The organism is Bacillus sp. BPN334 (assembly GCF_008368885.1).
GTDB classification, from domain to species: domain Bacteria; phylum Bacillota; class Bacilli; order Bacillales; family Bacillaceae_G; genus Bacillus_A; species Bacillus_A wiedmannii.
This window is the reverse complement of the sequence record NZ_QOZW01000008.1, coordinates 235,456-259,770: the sequence shown is the minus strand read 5'-3', so window position 1 is coordinate 259,770 and position 24,315 is coordinate 235,456. Positions and strand designations below refer to the sequence as shown.

General features: G+C 31.6%; 27 protein-coding genes and 4 pseudogenes. 18 read left to right on the top strand and 13 right to left on the bottom strand.

What is annotated here, in order from left to right; translation table 11 throughout:
• Positions 1 to 72 precede the first annotated feature (72 nt).
• From DN393_RS13370 to DN393_RS13310, 14 genes are all read left to right on the top strand, one after another.
• Positions 73 to 1,434: a family 8 glycosyl hydrolase gene (locus DN393_RS13370; RefSeq protein ID WP_149173576.1), complete on the top strand. Its 1,362-nt coding sequence runs from the start codon at positions 73 to 75 to the stop codon at positions 1,432 to 1,434.
• Between the two features lie 161 nt (positions 1,435 to 1,595).
• Positions 1,596 to 2,519, top strand: coding sequence for a nucleoside hydrolase (locus tag DN393_RS13365; protein ID WP_064475397.1), 924 nt, complete (start codon positions 1,596 to 1,598; stop codon positions 2,517 to 2,519).
• Between the two features lie 76 nt (positions 2,520 to 2,595).
• Positions 2,596 to 3,054 carry a GNAT family N-acetyltransferase gene (locus DN393_RS13360; RefSeq protein WP_098101551.1) on the top strand — a complete coding sequence of 153 codons (459 nt, stop codon included), beginning with the start codon at positions 2,596 to 2,598 and terminating at the stop codon, positions 3,052 to 3,054.
• Between the two features lie 60 nt (positions 3,055 to 3,114).
• Positions 3,115 to 3,561: an NUDIX domain-containing protein gene (locus DN393_RS13355; protein ID WP_149173575.1), complete on the top strand. Its 447-nt coding sequence runs from the start codon at positions 3,115 to 3,117 to the stop codon at positions 3,559 to 3,561.
• A gap of 199 nt (positions 3,562 to 3,760) precedes the next feature.
• Complete coding sequence (locus DN393_RS13350) at positions 3,761 to 4,033, top strand: heterocycloanthracin/sonorensin family bacteriocin (protein ID WP_064475399.1); 273 nt, start codon at positions 3,761 to 3,763, stop codon at positions 4,031 to 4,033.
• 102 nt (positions 4,034 to 4,135) lie between these two features.
• Complete coding sequence (locus DN393_RS13345; RefSeq protein WP_098101555.1) at positions 4,136 to 5,152, top strand: serine hydrolase domain-containing protein; 1,017 nt, start codon at positions 4,136 to 4,138, stop codon at positions 5,150 to 5,152.
• 31 nt (positions 5,153 to 5,183) lie between these two features.
• Complete coding sequence (locus tag DN393_RS31530; protein ID WP_000653369.1) at positions 5,184 to 5,327, top strand: hypothetical protein; 144 nt, start codon at positions 5,184 to 5,186, stop codon at positions 5,325 to 5,327.
• A gap of 284 nt (positions 5,328 to 5,611) precedes the next feature.
• The gene (locus tag DN393_RS13340) at positions 5,612 to 6,820 is read left to right on the top strand and encodes an L-lactate MFS transporter (RefSeq protein WP_064475401.1); all 1,209 of its coding nucleotides are present in this window, start codon (positions 5,612 to 5,614) and stop codon (positions 6,818 to 6,820) included.
• Between the two features lie 289 nt (positions 6,821 to 7,109).
• On the top strand, positions 7,110 to 7,736 hold the full coding sequence (locus tag DN393_RS13335) for a cadmium resistance transporter (RefSeq protein ID WP_064475402.1): 627 nt from the start codon (positions 7,110 to 7,112) through the stop codon (positions 7,734 to 7,736).
• A gap of 189 nt (positions 7,737 to 7,925) precedes the next feature.
• Positions 7,926 to 8,351, top strand: coding sequence for a GNAT family N-acetyltransferase (locus DN393_RS13330; protein ID WP_064475403.1), 426 nt, complete (start codon positions 7,926 to 7,928; stop codon positions 8,349 to 8,351).
• Between the two features lie 206 nt (positions 8,352 to 8,557).
• Entirely contained in the window at positions 8,558 to 9,001 is a 444-nt protein-coding gene (locus tag DN393_RS13325) for an NUDIX hydrolase (RefSeq protein ID WP_000757647.1), read from the top strand.
• A gap of 30 nt (positions 9,002 to 9,031) precedes the next feature.
• A complete protein-coding gene (gene dnaN, locus DN393_RS13320) occupies positions 9,032 to 10,162 on the top strand; it encodes a DNA polymerase III subunit beta (protein WP_064475404.1) in 1,131 nt (376 codons plus the stop codon).
• Positions 10,163 to 10,184: 22 nt separating this feature from the next.
• Entirely contained in the window at positions 10,185 to 10,664 is a 480-nt protein-coding gene (locus tag DN393_RS13315; RefSeq protein WP_064475405.1) for an NUDIX hydrolase, read from the top strand.
• Between the two features lie 130 nt (positions 10,665 to 10,794).
• Complete coding sequence (locus DN393_RS13310) at positions 10,795 to 11,733, top strand: hypothetical protein (protein ID WP_149173574.1); 939 nt, start codon at positions 10,795 to 10,797, stop codon at positions 11,731 to 11,733.
• A 60-nt stretch (positions 11,734 to 11,793) separates the two neighbouring features.
• On the opposite strand, the gene DN393_RS13305 is transcribed toward DN393_RS13310, so the two are convergent.
• Positions 11,794 to 12,756, bottom strand: coding sequence for an MBL fold metallo-hydrolase (locus DN393_RS13305; protein WP_098101559.1), 963 nt, complete (start codon positions 12,754 to 12,756; stop codon positions 11,794 to 11,796).
• 296 nt (positions 12,757 to 13,052) lie between these two features.
• Between DN393_RS13305 and DN393_RS13300 the strand changes: the two are divergent.
• A pseudogene (locus tag DN393_RS13300) lies at positions 13,053 to 13,645 on the top strand (hypothetical protein).
• Between the two features lie 152 nt (positions 13,646 to 13,797).
• Complete coding sequence (locus DN393_RS13295) at positions 13,798 to 14,193, top strand: RidA family protein (protein ID WP_064475408.1); 396 nt, start codon at positions 13,798 to 13,800, stop codon at positions 14,191 to 14,193.
• 723 nt (positions 14,194 to 14,916) lie between these two features.
• Here the strand turns inward: DN393_RS13295 and DN393_RS13290 are convergent.
• The 6 genes and pseudogenes from DN393_RS13290 to DN393_RS13265 form a co-directional block, all read right to left on the bottom strand.
• Positions 14,917 to 15,732, bottom strand: coding sequence for a YwqG family protein (locus DN393_RS13290; protein ID WP_098103123.1), 816 nt, complete (start codon positions 15,730 to 15,732; stop codon positions 14,917 to 14,919).
• A gap of 78 nt (positions 15,733 to 15,810) precedes the next feature.
• The gene (locus DN393_RS31955; RefSeq protein WP_064475410.1) at positions 15,811 to 16,218 is read right to left on the bottom strand and encodes a DnaJ family domain-containing protein; all 408 of its coding nucleotides are present in this window, start codon (positions 16,216 to 16,218) and stop codon (positions 15,811 to 15,813) included.
• 21 nt (positions 16,219 to 16,239) lie between these two features.
• Positions 16,240 to 17,438: pseudogene (locus DN393_RS31950) on the bottom strand (alpha/beta hydrolase).
• Between the two features lie 79 nt (positions 17,439 to 17,517).
• Positions 17,518 to 17,883, bottom strand: coding sequence for a hypothetical protein (locus tag DN393_RS13275; RefSeq protein ID WP_088046690.1), 366 nt, complete (start codon positions 17,881 to 17,883; stop codon positions 17,518 to 17,520).
• Positions 17,884 to 18,121: 238 nt separating this feature from the next.
• Positions 18,122 to 18,493 (bottom strand): YxiJ-like family protein, encoded by a 372-nt coding sequence (locus tag DN393_RS13270; protein ID WP_002127599.1) that lies wholly within the window; start codon positions 18,491 to 18,493, stop codon positions 18,122 to 18,124.
• 12 nt (positions 18,494 to 18,505) lie between these two features.
• Positions 18,506 to 19,357 (bottom strand): patatin-like phospholipase family protein, encoded by an 852-nt coding sequence (locus tag DN393_RS13265; protein WP_149173573.1) that lies wholly within the window; start codon positions 19,355 to 19,357, stop codon positions 18,506 to 18,508.
• A gap of 54 nt (positions 19,358 to 19,411) precedes the next feature.
• Between DN393_RS13265 and DN393_RS13260 the strand changes: the two are divergent.
• Positions 19,412 to 19,594: pseudogene (locus DN393_RS13260) on the top strand (PH domain-containing protein); the annotation flags it as partial.
• Positions 19,595 to 19,715: 121 nt separating this feature from the next.
• Here DN393_RS13260 and DN393_RS13255 read toward each other — a convergent pair.
• From DN393_RS13255 to DN393_RS13235, 5 genes and pseudogenes are all read right to left on the bottom strand, one after another.
• A pseudogene (locus tag DN393_RS13255) lies at positions 19,716 to 20,189 on the bottom strand (GNAT family N-acetyltransferase); the annotation flags it as partial.
• Between the two features lies 1 nt (position 20,190).
• Positions 20,191 to 20,712, bottom strand: coding sequence for a YfiT family bacillithiol transferase (locus tag DN393_RS13250; RefSeq protein ID WP_064475413.1), 522 nt, complete (start codon positions 20,710 to 20,712; stop codon positions 20,191 to 20,193).
• A 17-nt stretch (positions 20,713 to 20,729) separates the two neighbouring features.
• Positions 20,730 to 21,257: a GNAT family N-acetyltransferase gene (locus DN393_RS13245; protein ID WP_064475414.1), complete on the bottom strand. Its 528-nt coding sequence runs from the start codon at positions 21,255 to 21,257 to the stop codon at positions 20,730 to 20,732.
• Positions 21,258 to 21,301: 44 nt separating this feature from the next.
• Positions 21,302 to 22,642, bottom strand: coding sequence for an FAD-dependent oxidoreductase (locus DN393_RS13240; RefSeq protein ID WP_149173571.1), 1,341 nt, complete (start codon positions 22,640 to 22,642; stop codon positions 21,302 to 21,304).
• Positions 22,643 to 22,704: 62 nt separating this feature from the next.
• Complete coding sequence (locus DN393_RS13235; protein WP_064475416.1) at positions 22,705 to 23,484, bottom strand: undecaprenyl-diphosphate phosphatase; 780 nt, start codon at positions 23,482 to 23,484, stop codon at positions 22,705 to 22,707.
• Positions 23,485 to 23,616: 132 nt separating this feature from the next.
• Here DN393_RS13235 and DN393_RS13230 point away from each other — a divergent pair, with 132 nt between their 5' ends.
• Complete coding sequence (locus DN393_RS13230; protein ID WP_064475417.1) at positions 23,617 to 23,823, top strand: hypothetical protein; 207 nt, start codon at positions 23,617 to 23,619, stop codon at positions 23,821 to 23,823.
• Between the two features lie 53 nt (positions 23,824 to 23,876).
• Here the strand turns inward: DN393_RS13230 and DN393_RS13225 are convergent, their stop codons facing one another.
• Complete coding sequence (locus DN393_RS13225) at positions 23,877 to 24,257, bottom strand: nucleotide excision repair endonuclease (RefSeq protein WP_001048941.1); 381 nt, start codon at positions 24,255 to 24,257, stop codon at positions 23,877 to 23,879.
• Positions 24,258 to 24,315 lie beyond the last annotated feature (58 nt).

The following is a 24,315-nucleotide window of genomic DNA, read 5'->3' as shown; positions in this document are numbered from 1 at the left end:
ATTTTGCATTTCAGTTAAATATTGTATGTTATATTTTATATAGTAAGCATTTTAAAAGGAGATGACAACATAATGAATGGAAAAAGAAAAATTTTCACATGTATTTCTATTATAGGAATTGGACTAGCTAGTTTTTCTAATTCTAGTTTCGCAGCAAATGTAATGGACAATTCAGTACAAACTTCTATTCCCATAGTTAATCAACAAGTAGCTGCTGTAAAAGAAATGAAACCATTTCCCCAGCAAGTTAATTATGCAGGTGTTATAAAACCAAATCATGTTACACAGGAAAGTTTAAATGCTTCTGTAAGAAGTTACTACGATAATTGGAAAAAGAAATATTTGAAAAATGATTTATCTTCTTTACCTGGTGGTTATTACGTAAAAGGAGAGATTACGGGTGATGCTGATGGGTTTAAGCCACTTGGAACTTCAGAAGGTCAAGGGTATGGGATGATAATTACAGTATTAATGGCTGGTTATGATTCGAATGCTCAAAAAATCTATGACGGTTTATTAAAAACAGCAAGAACTTTTAAAAGCTCTCAAAATCCTAATTTAATGGGATGGGTTGTCGCAGATAGTAAAAAAGCACAAGGTCATTTTGATTCTGCTACTGATGGGGATTTAGATATTGCGTATTCTCTTCTTCTTGCTCATAAGCAGTGGGGATCACATGGAACGGTTAATTATTTGAAAGAAGCACAAGACATGATTACAAAAGGTATTAAAGCTAGTAATGTTACAAATAATAACCGACTAAATTTGGGAGATTGGGATTCTAAAAATTCATTTGATACGAGACCATCTGATTGGATGATGTCACACCTTAGAGCATTTTATGAATTTACAGGTGATAAAACTTGGCTTACTGTTATTAATAATTTGTACGATGTTTATACGCAATTTAGTAATAAGTACTCTCAAAATACAGGACTTATTTCAGATTTCGTTGTGAAAAACCCACCACAACCCGCACCTAAAGACTTCTTAGATGAGTCAGAATATACAAATGCATATTATTACAATGCTAGTCGGGTACCATTGAGAATTGTAATGGACTATGCGATGTACAGCGAGAAAAGAAGTAAACTCATTTCTGATAAAGTCTCTTCATGGATTCAAAATAAAACGAATGGAAATCCTTCTAAAATTGTGGATGGTTATCAATTAAACGGATCCAATATTGGTAGTTATCCAACTGCTGTATTTGTTTCACCGTTTATTGCTGCAAGTATAACGGATAGCAATAATCAAAAGTGGGTAAATAGCGGTTGGGATTGGATGAAGAATAAGAGAGAAAGCTATTTTAGTGATAGTTATAATTTATTAACTATGTTATTTATTACAGGAAATTGGTGGAAACCTGTACCTGAAGATAAAAAGACACAAAATCAAATAAATGCTGCAATTTATGAAGGATACGATAATTAATTAAATTTGAGAATGGTTACTTAAGAAAGGAATTAGCATACGCTAGTTCCTTTTTAATATTTTGTAAAACATTATCCGTTCTAAAATTTGCATAGATATACTTACTTTTTTCATATACATAGTTATTAATGACTCAATTTTTTATGAGGGGAGGGTATTTCTTGGAAAAAGTATTATTTTTCGGAGACCCAGGTATTGATGACTCATTTGCTATTATGTATGGTTTATTGCATCCCGAAATTGAAATTGTCGGTATTGTAACCGGATACGGAAATGTTGAGCATATACATGCTGCACATAATGCAGCGTATATTTTACAGTTAGCAAATAGACAAGACATTCCTGTCATTAGTGGTGCAACAAAACCACTTACAGAAGAAATTACTATGTACTACCCTGAAATTCACGGAGCAGAAGGATTAGGGCCCATCCATGTTCCAGAAAGCGTATTATCTATTCCGATATACAATTTTGGCAGTATTGCTGCGATTCTTGTAAAGTACGGGAAAGATTTAACAATTGTCGATGTAGGAAGATCTACCTCGTTAGCGATTGCTTTTAATTTATGGAATGATTTAATGCTGAATGTAAAAGGAATCTATTTCATGGGTGGTGTTTTTTTAGAAGTAGGAAACGTTACGCCATTAGCAGAGGCAAACGTGTATGGAGATCCTATAGCAAGTAAAATTATTTTTCAGCAAGCAAAGAATTTATTTATATTCCCTTTAAATGTAACAAATAAAGCTGTGTTAACTCCAAATGTATTTAACTATATCCAAGCTAATGCAAAAAATCCATTTCATACGATAATGAAACCGATGTATGATTACTATTTATCTGCATACCAAAAACTTAATCCATCTATCGAAGGGCCTTTGCTACATGATGTGGTTGCTATAAGTGGATTAGTTAACCCAAGTTTTTTAAAATTTGCGCTTCGTACAGTGAATGTAGATACATACGGAGATACGAAAGGACAAACATTCGCTGATTTTCGCCCTAGCTCTATATCTAAAGGTTCCCGTATAGCGTTAGAAATTGATGAACAACAATTCATTCAAGATTTTATAAAAATCATGTTATAAGTTGTTGTCGAAAAAGGGATATATTTCACTACGTTGAATATATAAATACATTCTTTTTATAAAGGAGCTTACAATATTGAATGTCCAGTTAAAAGTTGTTACGAGAGAGAATTGGGAAGATGCATTAAAGTTACAAGTTAAAGAAGAGCAAATAAAATTTGTTCCATCTGTAGCAGTTTCACTTGCTAAAGTGTATATAAAACCAGATGGAGACAATGTAGAGTATATACCATTTGCGATATATGACGGCAATCTAATGGTTGGTTTTATTATGCATGCTGTTGTAAGAGAAACAACTGATATGTATTGGATAAATGGATTTATTATTGATCAAATGCAGCAAGGTAATGGGTATGGTAAAGCGGCATTACAAGAAAGTATTTACTTAATAAAAAATACATGTAAGGCGTGTAAAGAAATTAGATTAACAGTACATAAAGATAATGTCTTTGCAAAGAAACTGTATGAACTTTACGGTTTTCAACCATTGGGACATGAATATGATGGTGAGCAAGTATATCGTTTGTTCGTTTAAGTAATACGAAGTAAAGATGTGAAATGAAAGATGAAATTAAATAACTGGGAGGAATAGCAATTGAAAAATAAATTTCACCATATTGTACGCGCTGTTATGATAAAGGATAAAAAATTGTTAATGGCTGAATATATTGGCCATCATTATTTTTTACCAGGTGGTCATGTTGAAGTTGGCGAATCAGCTGAGAATGCATTAATAAGAGAACTACGAGAAGAACTCGGAGTAAACTGTAGTATAAAAAACTTTTTAGGAGTCATAGAAAACCAATGGGAAGACCGAGAAGTTATTCATCATGAAATCAATCACATTTTTGAAGTAGATTCGCAAGAGTTACATATTGATTTCATACCACAATCTAAAGAATCTCATTTAGCGTTTCACTGGATAGATTATAATCAAGAAGCTTTACATACGTATAAAATCATGCCAGTGCCTTCAGTTAAAGAGTTACTAGAAAGAAAATTAAGTGATGAACTACTCAACTGTTGGATTAGTAATTTTTAAGCACCTCTATTAATAGTAAATACGTTCACTGAAAGGAGATTAAGAAAATAGGCTATAAAACAAGGTACATCACCTAGTGTAAGTTCATATTTTGTTGATGTACGCATTTAGTCTATAGTCTGATTTCTACTTTGTTTGCAAAAATAGATAAACTGTAACATTTGGACGGAATTTATTTGTATAAATGGAGGGTTTCGTAATGAATCAGTTTCAACAAGAATTACAATCATTAAACCTTAATGATTATCAATCTGGTAATGTTGTGTATTGGGATCAACTACAACAAAATCAATATCCATACTATTACATTCAAGACGAAGCGCGTCGTTGTGGCGGATGTGGAGGTTGTGGTGGACGCTGTGGTGGATGTGGCGGCGGAAGATGCGGAGGTTGTGCAGGACGTTGTGGCGGATGCGTAGGTTGCGCTGGATGTTTCAGCTGCTTTAATTGCTGGAACTGGTGGATCATTTAAGTATAGAACATCAATAATATTTCACATGAAAGAAAGGTGTAAATACTATTTTATACTTTTCTTTCATGTTGTAATTTTTTATTCATGGTAAGGGGGATTTATTTGTATACGTACGATAAATTGATTTCTTGGGTTGAGAATATAAAAGAAGAAAATCATAGTTCTGCAACAGCACTGTGCATTATAAAAGATAATAAAATTGTACTAGAGCATTATAGTGGTCATCATTCAAATATATCTACAAGTAAAAAAATAACAGCATCTTCACAATTTAATGTTGCTTCTGCGAGAAAAAGTTATTTAGGATTAATGGTAGCATATGCGCTTTACGAGGGGAAAATAAATTCTATTGATGACGAGGCGATAAAGTACTTTAATGATTTCGACCCTGTATTACTTGGTAAAACAACGATAAGACATTTAGTAACCCATTCGCACGGTTTAGGAGAAACGAATGACGGGACAATTTTTCGTGAATTTGAACCTGGACAAGCATGGGCGTATAGAGATATTAATGTAAGAATGGTAACACGTCTTATTTATCAGCTATATAACAAAAGTTTTCCTGAATTGTTAAAGGAGCGTGTTTTTGATCTAGCTAACTTCAAAGAAACAGGTTGGAGAATTCAGCAAGATGAAAACTTAGTTAAAGTTGTTGATAATCCAAATGAAGACGCAATTAGTGAAATTGGTACGGTAGATGATGGTACTGAAAAAAATCTGTTTGTCTCAGCTAGAGAATTTGCTTATTGGGGCAATCTTCATTTAAATCAAGGTGTGATAAATGGTAAGAAAATTATTCCAAAAGAAGTGATAGAAATTGCAACAGGTTTGCAGAGTCCAACATTTACAAACAATGAACTACCACAAAACGGGTTGTTTTGGTATGTTCAAAATGAACCTGCGCTTTCAAGTGAACTTGGTGAACGAGTGCCGAAAGGATCGTATCAAATATTAGGAATTACAGGACCGACTCTTTTAGTAATACCTGAATGTAATGTAGTTGTTGCGAAAATGTACAATAAAAGATATAACTACGGCGGTGATAATTATTTATATTATTTACGTGAATTTAGCAATTTAGTCGCTGATACATTTCGTAACGGTAATAGGGCATAATTACACCTATAATGAAAAGGAGTGAAAGAAAATGAAAGATAAAATGAATAAAAACAAAAAACAAAATATTAAAGATGTGAATACAGAACAAAATGCAATTTATAGCGATCCTAAAGATGCTGCTAATATGCAAACGGTACCGCAGCCGAAGGATTTTGATGAAATTGAATACTAATTTTTCGTTCATCGGACTATATGATGAATGAAAAATACATCTTAAGTCCCATCACATAACAAAAATCTTTTGGTATCCTATATACATAAGCATTCGAAAATGTCTTATCTTAACAAAGCTTTCTTTAAGTAAATCTAATATAACCTGCAAAAAGACACTTCATTATGAAGTGTCTTTTTGTGTATATGAACTTAATTTCCATTTTCCACACAGTATCTTGCATTTTATGATGGTTATACTAACTGTGAAAAATCATGTCAAAATAAAAGAAGGGGACAGTTAGTATGAAACAAACTTCTATAAATCCGTTACTAATTGTTCTAGGTACAATTATTGTTCAAATTGGCCTTGGAACAATTTATACATGGAGTTTATTTAATCAACCCCTTGTTAGTAAGTTTGGATGGAACCTCAATTCCGTAGCGATAACTTTCTCCATAACAAGTTTTTCATTATCATTCTCAACCTTATTTGCAGGAAAGTTGCAGCAAAAATTAGGACTTCGTAAACTCATCGCTACTGCAGGGATTGTTTTGGGGCTCGGTTTAATACTTAGTTCACAAGTTTCTTCCTTACCATTACTATATTTATTAGCTGGTGTCGTTGTTGGTTATGCAGATGGAACTGCTTATATTACATCACTATCTAATTTAATTAAATGGTTTCCAAATCGAAAAGGACTTATTTCTGGTATATCTGTTTCGGCATATGGAATGGGCAGCTTAATCTTTAGATATATAAACGGAAGTCTTATCGATAGTCTTGGTGTATCACAAGCATTTTTATATTGGGGTATCATCGTTTTACTTTTAGTATTAACCGGATCGTTCTTCTTACGTGAAGCAATAGTGAGTAATACTGTAACTGAGACATTACACAATGATTATACGCCTCGTGAAATGATGCGAACGAAACAAGTATATCTTTTGTTTTTTATGCTATTCACATCGTGTATGGGCGGTCTATATTTAATCGGTATGGTGAAAGATATTGGGGTACAGCTCGTTGGACTTAGTGCAGCAACCGCCGCTAACGCCGTTGCAATGATTGCAATTTTTAATACGGTAGGTAGAATCGTTCTTGGAACGTTATCAGATAAAATTGGCCGAATGAAAATTGTCTCTGCAACGTTTATTATTATTGGATTGTCAGTCTTTACTTTAAGTTTCATTCCACTAAATTACGGTATTTATTTCGCTTGTGTAGCAAGTGTTGCCTTTTGCTTTGGTGGTAATATCACAATCTTCCCAGCAATTGTTGGAGATTTCTTCGGATTAAAAAACCATAGTACAAATTACGGGATTGTATATCAAGGTTTCGGGTTTGGTGCACTTGCAGGAGCGTTCATTGGAGCATTACTTGGTGGATTTCAACCGACCTTTATTATAATCGGTGTTTTAAGTGTTATTTCCTTCATTATTTCGATTTTAATTCGTCCACCAAAAGCAGAAAAGAATAAAGAAACACAACATTTGTATCGGAAGATAGCTTAATTATAAAAAGAGTCCTTATATAGGGCTCTTTTTATATTGCAAAATATTTGATTTTCCGTTTTTACTACTCGTGTAGGAAGAAAAGAATTACTTAATTCTAAGTAAAATGATTTGAAAAGTAATAAAATGATTTATTTCTCAACGAACTAAGTAGCAGATTAGTAAAATATTCATATGGTTTTATAAACGGAACTGAAATGTTATTTTAAACCTACATTAACCAATTTTTTTATTAGACATGAAATTCATTTATATACCAGTATTTTATTATAAAGGTAATTGGCTTATATTGGTTACAACCATAATTTCTTCTTTTATGGCATTCACTTCAACAAATATTGATGACATTTTTATACTCCTTGTTTTATTTTCACAAGTAAAGACAGGAGTAATTAAGAAAGAAGGTAGAGCTGTCCGGGAAAAAACTAAGATGAAAGAACTTTATATTGTTGTTGGACAATATTTAGGGTTTAGTGTAATTATTTTCCTAAGTATCATTGGTTCTTTAAGCTCTTTTTTCATTCCTATATCGTGGATTGGGTTATTAGGATTCGTGCCAATGTATATGGGGGTAAAAGTACTATTGTCACTTCGTTCTTATAAAAGGAATGAAGTCATTGATAACGCTTCTAGCTCATTATTTAAAGTAGCCTCGATTACATTAGCTAATGGAGCTGATAATATTTCAATTTATATACCCATGTTCGCTAGTCAAAATCTTAAAACTAATATTGTTACATTAGTTATCTTTTTTTGTATGATAGCAATATGGTGTTTTATTAGCTACACATTGTTAAGAGCTCCTATTTTAGCTAAAGTACTTGAGAGAAATTGTCATATTATCGTTCCAATTGTTCTAATTGGCTTAGGAATGTTCATTCTTTTTCGCAGTAATACAATTGAATTATTGTACTAATATGTTAAAACTAACGGAAGTTTTAATTAAAAAGAATCAAACGCCGTATAAAGCCGTACTACAGATAAAATGTAGTACGGCTTTTCTTTATTTTAGTGAAATGAAACAGTGCTCTACGACTATTAAGTTAGACAGGATATTACGATTATTAAATTGAATATATACTTTAAAAGGAGTGTGCTACTTAAAATGAAAATAGTAAAACAATGGGTCCAAGAAGATAGTGATTACATAAGAGAAAAAGTAATTGAATATAACCAAAAACATATTTCGGATGAAGAGAAAAAGCCTTCAGAAAAAATTAGTTTTATAGTGAGAAATGAAAAGGAAGAAATTGTAGGCGGAATAACTGCAATTACATTTTGGCACCACGTACATGTCGATTTCCTTTGGGTTTCTGATGAGTATAGACACGAAGGCTACGGAAGCAAGTTATTAAAACTTATTGAAGAATTTGCAATTGAAAATGAATGTAGGCTAATCAATTTAGATACTTTTAGCTTTCAAGCTCCTGATTTTTATAAAAAGCATGGATATAAGGTGATTGGAGTAAGTGAAGACCACCCTAAAGGGCACAATCGATATTATTTAGAAAAAAGATTAGAAAATATATAGAATCCCAAAATAAAGCATAAAGAGCGTACGTTGAATATTTACTTTCAAAATACGTTCTTTTTTATTTAGTAATGAAGGTTTATCGATTATTACTTTTACTAAGAGCAGATAAATGAACTACTCTATTAACTTTTTTATATTTTAAAACGATTAAATGGTAGAATGTAACAAAGGCAGAAAATTCTCGTTATTAAAGGTGGACTTAGATGAAAAAAGTAAATGTTACATATGCACTTTTATACGATAATACAAACGAAAAGATCTTAATGGTAAAAAACAAAGGAAAGAACGGTTCTTATTACACGCTACCAGGTGGCGCAGTTAAATTGGGAGAAACGTTAGAAGAGGCAGTAACTCGGGAAGTGAAAGAAGAAACAGGGTTACATATAACTGTAAACGGTATTTGTTCTATTAGCGAAGCTTTTTTCGAAGAGAGAGGTCACCATGCAATTTTCTTTAATTTTTTAGGCGAAATAATTGGCGGAGAGACATATATATCAAGGCCAAAAGAAATTGAAGAGATTACTTGGATGGAATTACATAGAGCAGCACCGCATTTACGTATACCAGAACACTTATTAAATACATTACAAAGGAAAGAAACAGTACCTTACTTCTTTAACGGAACAATCATTCATCAATCTTCATAAAATTATCATTTCATGTAAGGCGGGGAAAAAATGGAGTTTATCGTTAATCATAAACATTTCACTCAAGCACTTTCAGAAGTAAGTAAAGCTATATCTACCAAAGCTATAATCCCTATACTATCCGGTATAAAAATAATTGCAGATCAATCTGGAATTACTTTAATCGCAAGTAATTCAAATATTTTCATCGAAAGATTCATCCCTAGTTCTAACGAAGACGACCAAATTACAACTATATTAAAAGTAGGGACTATTGTAGTACCTGCAAAATATTTCATTGAAATTATAAAGAAAATGCCAAGCAATGTAACAATAAAAAGTAAGGATGAGCAAATTATTGCGATACAGTCAGAAGAAATTACATTAAACTTAAATGGACTTCCAACATATGAGTTTCCGAATGTACCACTTATAGACGATCATGCAAAAGTACAAGTAGAAACGGAACAATTGATTGAAGTGTTTAAACAAACAGCCTTTGCAGTAGCTAAAAATGAATCTAGACCTGTTCTTACTGGTGTTCATTTAGAGTTAGATTATACTAAGTTAATTTGCGTAGCAACTGATTCACATAGACTTGCTATACGCGAAACGAAAATATCTACAGATGTGAAAGCAAGTTGTATCGTACCAAGTGCAACTATTAGTGAACTGCTAAAATTAATGAATAGTAATTCAGAATTCGTATACATCTATCTTTCAGAAAGTCACATTATTTTTACATTCGGTACAACTACATTATATTCAAGATTAATTGAAGGAAAATATCCTAATATATCTAGTTTAATTCCAAATGAATTTCAAACAGTCATTAACGTAGATAGAAAAAGGATTTTACAAGGTGTAGATCGATCAAACTTATTAGCAAGCGAATGGGCAAATAACAATGTCAACTTAGAAATCATAAACGAATCAACAATTAAAATTTCTTCTAATGCTTCTCAGATTGGAAAAATATCCGAGACACAACAGATAGATAAGATTCAAGGTGAAAAACAATTAAATATATCTTTTGATGGACGATTTATGATGGATGCCTTAAAGGCAATAAAAGAAGAAACGGTTACTTTAAGTTTCAGTGGTTCTATGAGACCGATATTAATTGAAGCAGGGACACAATCTGCAGCAGTACATCTTATATCTCCAGTAAGAGCTTATTAATAACAAAGGAAGGAATCACATTATGTACAAGCACACTTTATGTTTTATAAAGAGAAATGAAGAGATACTTATGTTAAATAGAGAATATGACCCTGTAAAAGGATTATGGAACGGGGTAGGTGGAAAGATAGAAAAGGGAGAAACACCTTTAGAAAATGCGATTCGTGAAATAAAAGAAGAGACTAATATAGAAGTTAAGCATGATCAAATTCAATTTAAAGGCATTATTAAATGGGAGGATTCTTCATATTCTGGCGGTATGTATATTTATCTAGTAGAGCTACTTAGTGAATTTACATATCAAACTCCCAAAAAAGCATCAGAAGGAATTTTAGATTGGAAAGAGATTTCTTGGATTTTAAGTGACTATAATTACGGCGTAGGAGAGATGATACCTAAATTTTTATCTAAAATACTCCACAATGAATTAATATTAGAACACAACTTTGTTTTATCTAATCATAAATTAATAGATTATAGGAATGAAGAATTGGCTAAGTAGGACAGTTCTATAGATAATATAGTTCAATTATAAAAAGCAGGAATTGTAATCTATAATACACAGCACAATCATTATAACCTAAATATAAAAGCCATAGATTATTCGAAGAGTAGCCAAGGAGAAAACTTATATGAGGATGAGTGTAATGAAGAAAATAATTATTTTACTCATAGCTGTAGTTCTAATTACTTTTGCTTTTTATCAATTCAATAAAAAAGATAGTTTAGCTAAAAATGATAAGGTGTATGTAGAAGACTTTAAAGGTAAAAATGATTCAAACAAAATACAATCTGCTATTAATAAAGCAGAGGCTAGTACAATTAAAACAGTATTGCTTGAGGATAAGAAATATAAAATTACGTCACCAATCGTAGTGAAAAAAGGTGTAAAATTATTATTCGGTTATGGAACACAGTTTGTTGTTGAAGGTAATTTTAGAGTTCTAGAATTAGAAAAAAACGCTTCTATCGAAGGAGCTTATATAGCGATAGACGATCCTACATTTAATTCTGAAGTTATATATTTAGACGGAAAAAATAAGTATTATAACACTTGGCACAAAACACAAATAAAAGATATAAATATTATTAATTGGACAGAAACGAATAAAGGTACCGGAATTTCATTGTATGCTGGTGGGAAAGAAAATGAAATTTCATTTATTAACTTTGAAAATATAAAAGTTGTAGGAATGGAAACTGGGCTGAAATTAGTAGCAAAGAAACCGCAATCTGGTTATGCTTGGATAAATGCCAACCGTTTTATGAACTTCTCACTTGAAGATTGTGTAAATATGATTTATATGGATAGTAATGTAACTACACCAAATGAAATTAGTGGGAACCAATTTACAAAACTACAAATACAACCATCAAGTAAAACGAAAAATATAGTAAGAGTAAGTGGACAGCATAACGAGTTCAATGGAATGGTGTGGGATTTACAGAAAATCAATCACGAAAACGAACTCATTGAACTAACTGATAAAAGTATGAATACGGTTATTAATATTACCTCTGTACAAACAAATAGAGTTTTAGATAGCGGGAAAGCAAACATAGTGAAATAAGTTTACATACAGAAAAAGAGCGAATTCCTTATAAAAGGGTTCACTCTTTTTTATTTATAATTAAATTTCTCTCCACCAGGCTGATGACGGATAGTCTGTAGATTTTAACGTAGTCGATTCACCAATTTGCGGCGTTGCGATTTTAACTCCTAAACGTTGTGCTTCATTCGTAACTCGTTCAATCGGATCACTCCATTCATGTAATGCTAATGTAAAAGCACCCCAATGAATCGGAAGAAGTAATTCTCCTTTTACATCAATATGAGCTTGTACCGTTTCTTCAGGCAACATATGAATCGCAGGCCATCTCGGATCATATTGCCCGCATTCCATCAATGTAAGATCAAATGGACCGTATTTATCACCAATTTCCTTAAAGTGAGGAGCATAGCCGCTATCACCACTAAAGAAAACCTTAGTCTCTTGACCAAGAATAAGCCATGAACACCATAACGAACAATCTCTATCTGTCATACTTCGTCCTGAGAAATGCCTTGCAGGTGCACAAACTAATTTTATATTATCAAACGCAATTTCGTCCCACCAATTATGCTCACTAATTTTACTAGGTGAAACGCCCCATTTCATTAAATATTGCGCAACTCCAGTTGGAACATAAAAATGTTTTGCACGATCTTTTAACTGCATAATACTCTTGTAATTCAAATGGTCATAGTGATTATGTGAAATGATAATCGCATCAATTTCTTGAAGCTCTTCACGTTCTAAAGAAAAAACACCACTATAACGTTTACTATTAAACAGAGGAAATGGGGAAGAGGCATCTCCAAACATCGGGTCTAATAACAATGTTTTACCTTCTATTTTTAAAAGAGAAGCAGAGTGCCCAAACCATGTCAGACTCTCTAAAGATTCATTATTTTTATTCGATAAAACAGTAGGTAAATTCTTTACAGGACGCAGCTTTGTTTTCATTTTAAAGTAATCCGTCATTAAACCTATAATATCTTTCGGTTTAAAACTTACATCAGTATGAATTTGATTTATATATTTCTTTTTCATTCGTTCTCCTTTTTACGTTTAACAATATACGTATGTTGTTATTGTAGCTAATTGTAGTTTAAACGAAATCATTTTACCTTTCATCTTTAATGCAGTACATTTCATAAATTTGTAAAATTCATTATTCTTATATATAAAATACAAATCATATAGCAGCAGATAAAACCAATATAAAGTAAATGTAAATTGTTTTAATTTAGTAAATACCTTCTTATACGCAACGAAGAACATACGTTTCATTGTATGTTATAGAAGTAAATACGCCTTTAAATAATAAAAGGAAGGAGAATTAATAAATGCAAGTAAATAGAAAAAAGTACTCAAAATGTAAACTATCAAAATCTGAAATAACGCAGCTATATGCAGAAGGGAAGAGCACCTCAGAAATCGCTACACTTGCTAATGTTTCTGCTAGGTATATTCGTATGGTGTTAACAGAGAATAACGTTCCAAGTCGCACTATAGGGAGTTGGAAGAGAAAGTATGACATAACAGAAGATTATTTTAAAACGTGGTCAAATAACACAGCTTATATTTTAGGGTTTATAGCAGCAGATGGTATCATACAGAAAGAAAATCAATACAACTATTTTCAAATTGGATTTATAAAGACAAAGATATTTATTTGCATAGAAAATATGAAGTGTTTCAGAAAGAAAGTCTAAGTTTAGACCAAGTACAAGATCGAAAACTAAAACAAACTCAAACTGCCGTTAAACAAAGAAAACAAAATTTCCTTAAAGAATATGTGAAAAATAAATGCAATGCTACAACTTGTTCAAATTTAGAAATAAGCGAATCGACTTTTAAACGTTGGTTAAAAAATGATAATCAATTTAAAAGAGAGTATGAAGAGATTAATTTGACAAGTTCCACTAGCGATAACTAAATATAAAACTCTAGAAAACCTTAGTATAGGTATGAAGATAGCTATACTAAGGTTTTTAATTTGAAATCATTAAAGGATTCTTAGTTTTATTTATGGAACATAATAAATACATGGATTTTACAATTAATTTACTAAAAAAGGAGAGAGACACCATGCAAAAGAAATTTATCAATCCAGAAACGATGCCACCAACTTTTGGATACTCGCATGTAGTCGAAATTAGTAACGCAAAACGAACAATTTACATATCTGGGCAAGTAGCAATAAATACTGATGGTCAAATAGTTGGTGTTGGTGATTTAGCTACACAAACGCAACAAGTATTCGAAAATATTAAAAGTGCATTAGAAACTTCGGAATTACAATTTAATGATGTAGTAAAATTAACATTTTTCTTAACAGATATTTCTCAAATGGCCATTGTTAGAGATATACGAGATCAATACATAGATACTAAAAATCCACCAGCAAGTTCAGCTGTAGAAGTTAGAAAGTTAATTACCGATAACTTATTAATTGAAATTGAAGCAATTGCTGTAGCAAACTAATTTTAAAAACTTATTATTAATAATTTATCCATGCAATTCGTTTAATGCGTTCATTTAAAACGAATTGCATTTTTTATTGTCTTAAATCTAATTTATACCTGAAGACATTATCATCAAGAACTTATAAAACAAATAACTAAACAATCCATCACACAGAATGATTTAAAAGAAAAAGGGGAGGCTAACCACTAAAACTAACTTATAATAAGTTTATTACTTTTTACTAGTTAACATAATATATATTATAGGCAGTTATAGAAATAAAGCAATCTCAGGTATCAAAAACCAAGTAAACTATACTTAATGAGACGAAACGGAGATTTTTAGTGAAATTTAAATAAAATCGTATCTAAACGAATTTCTACAGTTTTTATCAATCTTTTTGTTATAAATCCATCACATCAAATTCAAATCAATAATCCATTAAGATTTAACGAATTAAAATCATTTTTGATCGGCAAGAAATTCTCATGTAAAAAATTATTTCTATACAAAATATAAATTAGTAATTTTATTTTATGTTTTACTTAATGAATTTATATTGCTATTTACACACGTTTTATAACTTTACTTTATTTGTTGTTATTTCTGTTATTTACGCTTGACTTTCCTTACACTCATTGTTCTTTATTCTAGTTAACATAACGTTTATTTTTAACATAAAAAAATCTCCCTCACCTTTAGGAAGATTTTTTAGCTTGCTAGTATTTCATTTATATATTTTTAATAACAATCCCAATTGTAAATAATATTGGAAAAATCTAGATTTAATAAATCATCTTTCTTAATAAAGAAATTAGCAACACCAGAATCTCCCCACATAATATTTAATGAATCGTCTGTATCGATTTGCAATAATAATATATTATGTTGCTGGTATTTTTCTTCCCATTCCCTTGGATCTGTCTGTGTGAAAAATGGATAACCACCAACTTTATGCCCTTGATCTTCACATAAATCATCATACAGTTCGCCTAATTCTGTATTATTTTCTTCATCAACAATTTCTTCCCAATCAATTTCCTCGCTAAACATCTTTTCAAATCGATAATCCCTTGGTGTTACGGGTTGATAACCTAATTCAAACTTTAATTTTGCTGCTTCAGGTATGATAAAGTCCTCTAATTCAAAAGTATTTAAATAACTAAAATCAGTAATAACCTTATTCAAATCTTCTATAATTGTAGAATGATAAATAATTCGAAAGTCTTTTTGGGTTGTTGGATGGTCAAAATCTGCTCCGTAAAGTTCATCTTCAGCACTTACGAAAAACTGTAACATTCCCTTTTGAGGCATATATAAAACATGCGGCATTTCTTCAAAGTTTAACTGCGCAAGTAACATCATAGGTTGTCCATTTGAATCTTTAGGATGCTCTTGATCTATAGGTAAATACGGATAACCACCAAACTTACTCTCAAAAAGCGTTGTCTCTGCTTTCGCTCCAGACACTTTAATATACGGCTTCACACTTTCTTCTAAAATACTACGATACTGCTCTAGTTCTTTCGGAATTTGAAGTTGATACGTATTCTTCATTACATTTGCCTCCCTTTAATAATGAATTGAAAATGCCTTACTTAATTATATAGCAAGAGATAGCTGCATTGAAAATCGTTAAATATCAGTTTTCATCCTCGTTTTTTGCGCACTTGGTGGACAAAGTAAATTATGTTCTAAAACTTTTTTATTAATAGTTCGAATTAAATTAGCTGCTTCTGCAGTATTTGTATTTTCTTTTAGTCTCTCTTTTAAATCATCAATTTCTTTTGAAAGCTCAATCCACCTAGGTAAAACATGATTATTCTTTAGCGTTCTATACAGTTGCTTTTCAGGATTGTAAGAAAGATCATTATCAAGATTAAGAGGCTTCCCTTTACCGGGTAAATTATCAAAAGACCCTTTCTTTTCTGCTTCTTTAACGATAGAACTAATATGATCCTCATACGTAAAGGACCAAACCTTCTCATCTTTTACTAATATCTCTTGCTTTTTTAGTTTTTTATCTAGTTCTTCTTGATTCATAGACTCTCTCTCCTTTTTAATTTAGAGTGTCGTTTTTGTAAGTTTTAATGCTTTCAATCCATCAAACAACTTTTCTCGCCACCAAACACCGTCATGTCCGCCTTGAAACTCTTCATAAGTAATTTGGTATCCTTTTCCTTTTAAAGCTTTATACAGGCGTCTATTAGCTGTTAAAAGAGGTTTGTTTTCAAGTTCTCCTGCTGCAATATAAAAATGAGGTTGAATCGCATTTAAATCTATAGATGAAATTTGATTTTCAATCCAAGGAATTTGATTTTCATAACCATCCTTTTTCCAATGCACGGATCCAGACATTGACAACACGTTTCCGAAAACATGTGGATTTTGAAGCGCTGCATAAAACGCTGCTATGCCACCAAGACTGAAACCAGCAATTGTTGTATGATTCTTTTCTTGATATACGTGATACCTAGCTTTAATCCACAGAAGTAGTTCCTCCGTTAAAAATGTATTCATTTTATCGTTATAAGTTAGCTCTTCTAGTCGATCAACAGAATCTATTGCAACAGCAATACAAGATGGGATTTCTTTTTCGTATATTAAATAATTGAGTGTTCTTGCGATTGAAAGGTTATGAATGAATGAATGAATTCCCATCAAACACAATGAGAAGTTCTTGAAGATGTGAAGTGTGAGAATAGTCATGAGGCGTATAAATATGAATTTTACGTGTGTTATTTAAAATCGTACTATGAAAAGAATATGTTTCAATTTTTCCGGATGGATAATGGTTTGAAGGAAAACGACTGCTATACTGTATTTCCATCCCTATGTTTAACACAGACGCTTTATTGGCACCGTCTTCAAATGTATTTCCATTAAATTTGTCTAGTTCGTACTGTTCACTACGCTTTATCCAATCATTTTCAAAAAAATCGTTTACTGAAAAATAATAAGTTGAAATAAAACTCTTATCTGTCCTAAACGTTTTATACCATATATCTGCTGTCTGTAACAATCGTTTTAATTGATTTACAGACAGATCCCAACCAGGAAAACTACCGAATACATAAACATTTTCAGTTTTTTGGTCTCCATATATACGTTATAAGCTTATACTTATTATCTACAGGACATTGTTCTATTAGTGGTGTATTATTCGACTTTATTTCATGTAAAAAAGTATAAAAAGCTGTCTCATTTCCATTCTTTAATTGATTATTAAGCTCCTCTAACTTAGGACTAATTATTGAAGTCACCCATCTTCCTCCTTTGTATTTCTTTTCACTAGATTGTTTTTATAAAAATTAGGATTAGGATGTTATGTATTTAGATGAGTTATTTATTAGAAAGTTTATCAATTGCCTGAATAGAAAGTTCCAATGCTTTTATCCGTCTTGTTAAAAGCGTTTTTTGAGGACTTCCAGCTTTAAACTTATCATAGGCCCTCTCAATGGATGGAAGCAAACCAGCAAGGACATTACGAGCTTCTGCTAACTCTTCTTGACTATACTGGTGACTTTCTTGATTCCAAACGTTTTCTAGTACTGCTAACCCTACGCAAACTGCTTTAAGTCGTTTTTTTACTAATGTAGTATTTGCACCTTTTTGATTCATTTGTGATAGCGCATTTTCAAGTTTACGAATAGTCGATTGTAAAGATTTTATTGATTCCAATTTATCTATATTTGATACGTTTTCCATGTTAATGTTGTCCCTCCTGTTTTAATTTCACTCGAAATATTTTAACATAAATAACAAACTTTATTCGAGTTGGACAATGCATTAAAGGAAAACAGTCGTTAAACGCCTCTCCCTCCCTTATATCTTTCTATATGTACTTCTTTCTTCGTATTAGAATCCCTATATAAACAATGGATAAATATTGTATTTTTTATGAACAAAAAAACGCACAAGCAGCATAACTTGTACGTTTTTATTTTTATTCAGTAAGATAATACAGTAATAGTTTCCGGGCCTTCTCATAATTCATGAAATCTCTATACAAAATGGGATACTTCACAATTTCTGTTTCTATAAAACGATATTGCGGAAACCATTCAAAAAACGATTTCTTTAGCCACTTTATTTGATCAAACACAATCTCCTTTTCGTTGTTATTAAGTATGTAACTTAAAGTACCTGCTGTATGCATCCAATAATAATTTAAATCAGCGCTTATGCAATCATCTTCTGTAAACATATTATTAAAATCTTTTCGTATTTTTCGAAGGTCACAATTCGGAAACGGTTTAAGCAGCGGACTATGCATTTTCTGCAATTCATTAAAAATAACCTTTTTACCTAATAGCAACTTTCCACCCCTTTATTTCTCAATCCAATTTAATAATTTTTCATAATGATATTGAGCATCTGTATAGCCGAGATTATATAGGTTAACAAGTTTCTCTTTATTTCTTTCTATTCCGCTTATAGGAAGCTGTGCGCTTGGCTGAATTACATAAAAATTATCTTTTTGTTCGTTGTGATTCATATAAGATACAGTTTCATTATAAAAACGATAATGTTCTACTAAATGCTCTGCGATTTTTGGATATCTTCTATATAAAATTTTAGCTAGTCCAGAAAATTTATTACGCTGCTTCTCGTATCCTTCTGGCTTTGTCATTATAACAACGTTTTTTAAATAACCATCATTTTGCGCTTTAAAAACTGGAATAGGATCTATAATCCCTCCATCTAACAATTTTCGATTATCATATTCTACAACAGGTGCTATAAACGGCACAGAGCTTGATGCACGAATAATTTTTAAAATATCATTTCCATGTTCTGTTTTATTATAATAAACTGCCTGTCCTGATTCACAATCAGTCGTTCCGATTACAAACTGTTCATTTGAATTTAGGAATGTTTGAAAATCAAACGGTACAATTTTGTTTGGTACTTCATCAAATAAAAAATCCATTCCAAATAATTCACGTTTTTGAATTAAGTTTCGATAAGATATATACCTGTGATCTGCTACTAGCTCTGTATTCACTTTTTTATTTCTTCCTTTTTGACGTGACAAATATGTTGCTCCCATACACGCTCCGGCGGATACACCGACTACATACGGAAAGAATAAGTCCCTTTCCATAAAATATTCGAGTACTCCTGCAGTATATAATCCTTTCATTCCGCCGCCTTCTAATACTAAACCAATATTTTTCATGCTATATCCCTCTACTTCTGTTTTCTTAATTATATGTTAGCACAAGATTTTAGGTATCATTCTATTCCTTATAAAAGCATTACACAATTCAGCATTGAAACAGCCGGGCATTTTGATTTAGATGCTGAGCTTAAAATTTGGGTATCTAGTTTAAGTACGCCAATTACGAAAGAATTTAAAGGTGACGATAGTGTTTTAAGCATTCAAAAAGCGTTAGTAACATATACGACGAAATAACGCCTTTTAGTATGTTTATTCATTTTTTAAATTACTAACCCGAGTATTTTGGAAGAATATGCATTAGTTTTGTATATTTAATCTCAAACTACATAAAAAGGTAAAGCTTATTTTAAATGCTTTACCTTTCTTTTTTGTAATAAATAAGTGTAGTTTTATCATTTAATTTCTTTATTTCTTCCGTTCTTTTATACCCCATCTTTTCGTATAGAAAACAATTTCTTTCTTCTTCTAAAATCGTAGCAAGTTCAAAGCTCCGTGTTTCTGGAAACATCTCTTCAATTAAAATAAGTACCTTCTGAGCGATTCCTTTCCCTTGATAGTTTGGATGAATAAACATTGGACTGATCCAAAATTTATAAGGTATTTCTTTTTGGGATATACAAATCGCTCCAACAAGTTTCGAATCTATTATCATCTTATAAAAATTACTGCTGGGATTATTTATTCTTAAAATAGTTTTTTCAATAGATTCATTTGCTGGATTTGTTTCATAGTCTTTATATTTATTTAATAAAGGACTAAATGAGTCTATTTGCATTTGAAATAAAACTGCTGCATCATTTTCTGTCGCTTTCTCTAATGTAATCTTCATGTTACCAATTTAGTCGCTTTCTTAATGAAGTTATATGCGCTGTATGATGACGTCCGTGCCATGCATAGAGTCCAATTGCAGCAGCAAGTTTTGTTTCACCAGTTTCCGGATGATTAAATGTCTTTTCTAGATGTTGTAGTTCTAGAGAATATAATAGGTTAACCCATCTTTTATGTAACGAATCTAACATTACTAGTGAAACGTCTACTGGTAATTTAGAATCAGGTAGTTCGGCCCACTTCTCTTCTTTATATGGTTTAATAGTTGGATTCTTTTCTGTTAGTGCTAATTTAAAGCGTATGTAGCTATTCATATGGCTATCAACAACGTGATGGACTACTTGACGAACTGTCCATCCACCAACTCGATACGGTGTGTCTAACTGCTTCTGATCTAAATCTTTAATTGCTTTTGCTAGTTCATTAGGTAAATCTTCAATTTCTTGAATCCATGTATCAATCATTTCTTCAGTTATAGGACGTTTGTATGTAAATTGCCCAATTGGATAACGTAAATCATTCATGTATAAGTCCCCCCTTATTATAAGCGTGAAGTATTTCTCCATATATAATGTACAAACTTCACATGTTCCCCGTTTAATTCTACAGATGTTGTATCTGCTTCGTTATGATAAGAAGAAAATCCGCTTTTTTCTAGTACAATTTGTGATGCGAGATTATTAATAGTTGTTTTAGCATGAATCTCATTAATTTCATTATTTTTCGCTACGTCTAAAACTAATTTTACAGCTGCTGTTGCAACTCCTTTTTTAGTAAACTTTTCTCCGACTCGATAACCTAACGAACTGCTCCGGAATTCCATATCTATATCTACTAAATTTATTCGTCCTACAATTTCTTTTTCTTCATTACGAATTAAATAAAAATAAGAATCTCCATCCGCTTGTTCTATTAATAAATCGTCTAATAGCTTTTGAAAATATTCAAAATCAAAATATTGCGAGCCACGATTTGGTACCATTGTTTCAAAAAAAGATTTATTCGTAAGTTCAAACGTAAATAAATCCTTCGCATCGTGTTTCTTTAATTGTTCTATGTATATTTTCATCTCGCTTACTCCTTCTATATATACTAACTGTTATATATTCTTTTTTAATCGATTATTTTCCTGCTATTTTTACGCTTCAGTAACACAGCAAGTAGTACTTTCGGATGAAATAGATGCAATGGACTACGAATTAAATTCATCACTCTTACTAATCGAATATAAACGTCAGAGTCAGTTGCAGATAGTTGATATATTTGTTTCGTATACCATAGCTGAAATTTTTGCTTTATCGTTAATTCTCTTTTTAGCTGAGGATGACGTGATATTTCCGTTGTAGTCATTTCCCAAGGGGTTTGTATGATATGAGCAGTCTCTTTATAAAACTGCTTTGTAAATGCTTTATCAAGCTTTTGTTTCCTTTGTAAAAGTAACTGCAATTGGTGAGCTTCTATAGCTGCAACTGAAACACCTTGCCCAAAAACAGGATCGAAACGACAATGTGCATCCCCAACTACTAACAATCTTTCGGGTAGATGATTCACTAAATCAAATCGCCTACGTACTTGATATGGAATTTTGTACGTTTTGATATTTGAAATTGCCTCAGCTTTATTTAGAAAATCTGTCACATTAGAAATTGATAAGTTTTCAGCAAAATCATAAAATCCATCATCTGTTTGTGGTGCTTTCTCATTTGCATATCCGCTGAAAGTAACAAAATAACGATTATCCTCAATCGTTTGAATAAGTACGCCATACGGATTGTCAGGGAAGCTTGGAGACATTAGCATATTACAGCAGTCTAATTTCTCATTTTCTTTAAGTTTAAACATTCTAGTTGCGTAAAATAAATCAATACGCATTTTCTCTTCTTGCACTTCAATATTGTATTCACGTAACCAAGCTATACTTTTTGAACCGAATCCACTCGCATCAACAACAATATCTGCTTGAATGTTTTCTTGTGTGCCAGTCTCTAAACATTTAGTTTTTACTGCACATACTTTGTTAAGCTTCCTATCTACTAATAACCCTTCAACTAATGTTCCAAATTTAATAGTAATATTTGAAATTTGATGTATTCGTTTTTGAATATGCCATTCAAGCAAATGCCTACTTTGTTGAATCATATGTACTTCTCCTGTGAATGGTTGTTTCCATAAACCAAATTGATGCCATTTTAAGTCACGAGTAAAGTTATTTATGATACTACCCGCTTCAATTAATTCATTAGTGATAGTAGGAAACAATTCCTCAATCGCTTTTTCTCCACCTTTCAATAACACATGAGGATGATTACTTTGTGGAATTCTTTTTCTTGAAGACTTTCCATCCCAGCTTTCACCAACTTCTATAATGATTACTTCTTTAAAAGTAGATGATAATGCTTTTGCTGCGAGTTTTCCTGCTATACTTCCTCCGATAACGATAGCCTTATTAAACATATTTGCCCCCTTAATGAAAAAAGACCCTGCCTTGTATGAATGAAACAGGATCTGTTACTAAATTAAAACACATGAGTATATTGCAACGTTAAAATTAAAATGCCTAACCCCCATACGTAATACGCGAATACTTTTAATGAGTGACGTTTTAAATATTGAATCATCCATGAAACGGCTATGTAACCGAAAAACGCCGCTGATAACGTTCCGACAATTAAAGATGTACTAGAAATAGATTCTGCTTTCCCTTGATAAACATCTGCTAATTGCAAAATAATGGCTCCGACAATGGCTGGCGTTGATAATAAAAAAGAAAAGTAAGCAGCTGTTTCGCGGTCTAACTGCCTCCATAATGCAGCGACGATTGTCATACCAGAACGAGAAATCGCTGGGAAAATAGCAGCAGCTTGAAAGGAACCGATAATTAATGCATCTTTATATGTAATGTCATCCATTTTTTTACGACCATTTTTTTGTCTATCTGCCATGTAGAGAAAGAACCCTGTCACTAAAAACTCCCAACCAATCGTAATACCTGTTTTTGAAATATCCTCAAAGAAGTCTTTAAATAACAATCCGATTACAACTGCGGGTATCGTCCCAACAATAAGTAGTAACATTAGTTTTGAAAATGGATTTTTAATTAAATATATAAATTCTTTTTTGTAATAAATAAACACTGCAAGTAAAGTCCCAATATGCAGCATCGTATCTAAAAACAATCCTGCTTCATCTAATTGAAACAAATGCCTTCCTAAATAAAGATGACCTGTACTACTTATCGGTAAAAACTCTGTTAAACCTTGTATGATCCCTAATATAAAAGCTTCTAACCAATTCATGATGGTCCCCTTTCTCGTTTGCTTGTACCAATATATGAAGGTTAAATTTTCGATATGAAAAAAACTATATTTCTCTATGAATTTACTTTTATTTTATGGATATATATGTAAAAAGGAGGGAGGAGGGTTACTATGTGGCAACATACGAAATTCGGTAATGTATTACTGTGGGCAGGACCTATCCTTGTGTTTATAGGGTTATGTATGACAAATGTTATTTCTGATATTCCATTCTTTGAGGGAAAACATAAATCAATTGGAATTGTACTTATATGTATAGGTGTATGCTGTTTTATTGTTGCTAATCATTTAAAAAAAGGAAAAAAATATGAGGAATAAATTTAAATAAAAAAACAATCCCAGTATATGCGCTAGGATTGTTTTTTTGTTACTTATTTATAGAACACTTTATCAACGTTATATTTTGCTTTGTATTCATTAATGATATATGTTTCGTAAATTTCTCTTTCTGTTGGATCTTCTACGATACATGCATCGATGCGGTATACTTCATCACGGTGATTTTTAATTGGTGAAACATTGTCTTCAAAATGCTTCTTAATACGTTGTCTAATTTTACGAGCTTTACCTACGAAAAGAAGTTCGTCATTAATATTGTAAAACATAAAAATACCGCCTTTATCTCTAGGGAACAAGTGGAAATCGATAAAACCATTAATTGGAGTGATTATTGGCTCGTCTCCTTTAATAACTTGTTTACGTTCAGTAATTGAAACATCAGCTTCAGGAATATTAATTTTAATCAAGTTCATTCACGTCCTCTTTTATTATAAAGATAAATAATAGCATACATATGTAAGAAAAGCTACG

What these genes read in the sequence shown, in the direction of transcription:
- DN393_RS13370 (WP_149173576.1), top strand. Translation starts at nt 73, where the DNA reads ATGAATGGAAAAAGAAAAATTTTCACATGTATTTCTATTATAGGAATT.
- DN393_RS13350 (WP_064475399.1), top strand. Translation starts at nt 3,761, where the DNA reads ATGAATCAGTTTCAACAAGAATTACAATCATTAAACCTTAATGATTAT.
- DN393_RS31530 (WP_000653369.1), top strand. Translation starts at nt 5,184, where the DNA reads ATGAAAGATAAAATGAATAAAAACAAAAAACAAAATATTAAAGATGTG.
- DN393_RS13340 (WP_064475401.1), top strand. Translation starts at nt 5,612, where the DNA reads ATGAAACAAACTTCTATAAATCCGTTACTAATTGTTCTAGGTACAATT.
- DN393_RS13330 (WP_064475403.1), top strand. Translation starts at nt 7,926, where the DNA reads ATGAAAATAGTAAAACAATGGGTCCAAGAAGATAGTGATTACATAAGA.
- DN393_RS13325 (WP_000757647.1), top strand. Translation starts at nt 8,558, where the DNA reads ATGAAAAAAGTAAATGTTACATATGCACTTTTATACGATAATACAAAC.
- dnaN (WP_064475404.1), top strand. Translation starts at nt 9,032, where the DNA reads ATGGAGTTTATCGTTAATCATAAACATTTCACTCAAGCACTTTCAGAA.
- DN393_RS13315 (WP_064475405.1), top strand. Translation starts at nt 10,185, where the DNA reads ATGTACAAGCACACTTTATGTTTTATAAAGAGAAATGAAGAGATACTT.
- DN393_RS13310 (WP_149173574.1), top strand. Translation starts at nt 10,795, where the DNA reads ATGAGGATGAGTGTAATGAAGAAAATAATTATTTTACTCATAGCTGTA.
- DN393_RS13305 (WP_098101559.1), bottom strand. Translation starts at nt 12,756, where the DNA reads ATGAAAAAGAAATATATAAATCAAATTCATACTGATGTAAGTTTTAAA.
- DN393_RS13295 (WP_064475408.1), top strand. Translation starts at nt 13,798, where the DNA reads ATGCAAAAGAAATTTATCAATCCAGAAACGATGCCACCAACTTTTGGA.
- DN393_RS13290 (WP_098103123.1), bottom strand. Translation starts at nt 15,732, where the DNA reads ATGAAGAATACGTATCAACTTCAAATTCCGAAAGAACTAGAGCAGTAT.
- DN393_RS31955 (WP_064475410.1), bottom strand. Translation starts at nt 16,218, where the DNA reads ATGAATCAAGAAGAACTAGATAAAAAACTAAAAAAGCAAGAGATATTA.
- DN393_RS13275 (WP_088046690.1), bottom strand. Translation starts at nt 17,883, where the DNA reads ATGGAAAACGTATCAAATATAGATAAATTGGAATCAATAAAATCTTTA.
- DN393_RS13265 (WP_149173573.1), bottom strand. Translation starts at nt 19,357, where the DNA reads ATGAAAAATATTGGTTTAGTATTAGAAGGCGGCGGAATGAAAGGATTA.
- DN393_RS13250 (WP_064475413.1), bottom strand. Translation starts at nt 20,712, where the DNA reads ATGAATGATTTACGTTATCCAATTGGGCAATTTACATACAAACGTCCT.
- DN393_RS13245 (WP_064475414.1), bottom strand. Translation starts at nt 21,257, where the DNA reads ATGAAAATATACATAGAACAATTAAAGAAACACGATGCGAAGGATTTA.
- DN393_RS13240 (WP_149173571.1), bottom strand. Translation starts at nt 22,642, where the DNA reads ATGTTTAATAAGGCTATCGTTATCGGAGGAAGTATAGCAGGAAAACTC.
- DN393_RS13235 (WP_064475416.1), bottom strand. Translation starts at nt 23,484, where the DNA reads ATGAATTGGTTAGAAGCTTTTATATTAGGGATCATACAAGGTTTAACA.
- DN393_RS13230 (WP_064475417.1), top strand. Translation starts at nt 23,617, where the DNA reads ATGTGGCAACATACGAAATTCGGTAATGTATTACTGTGGGCAGGACCT.
- DN393_RS13225 (WP_001048941.1), bottom strand. Translation starts at nt 24,257, where the DNA reads ATGAACTTGATTAAAATTAATATTCCTGAAGCTGATGTTTCAATTACT.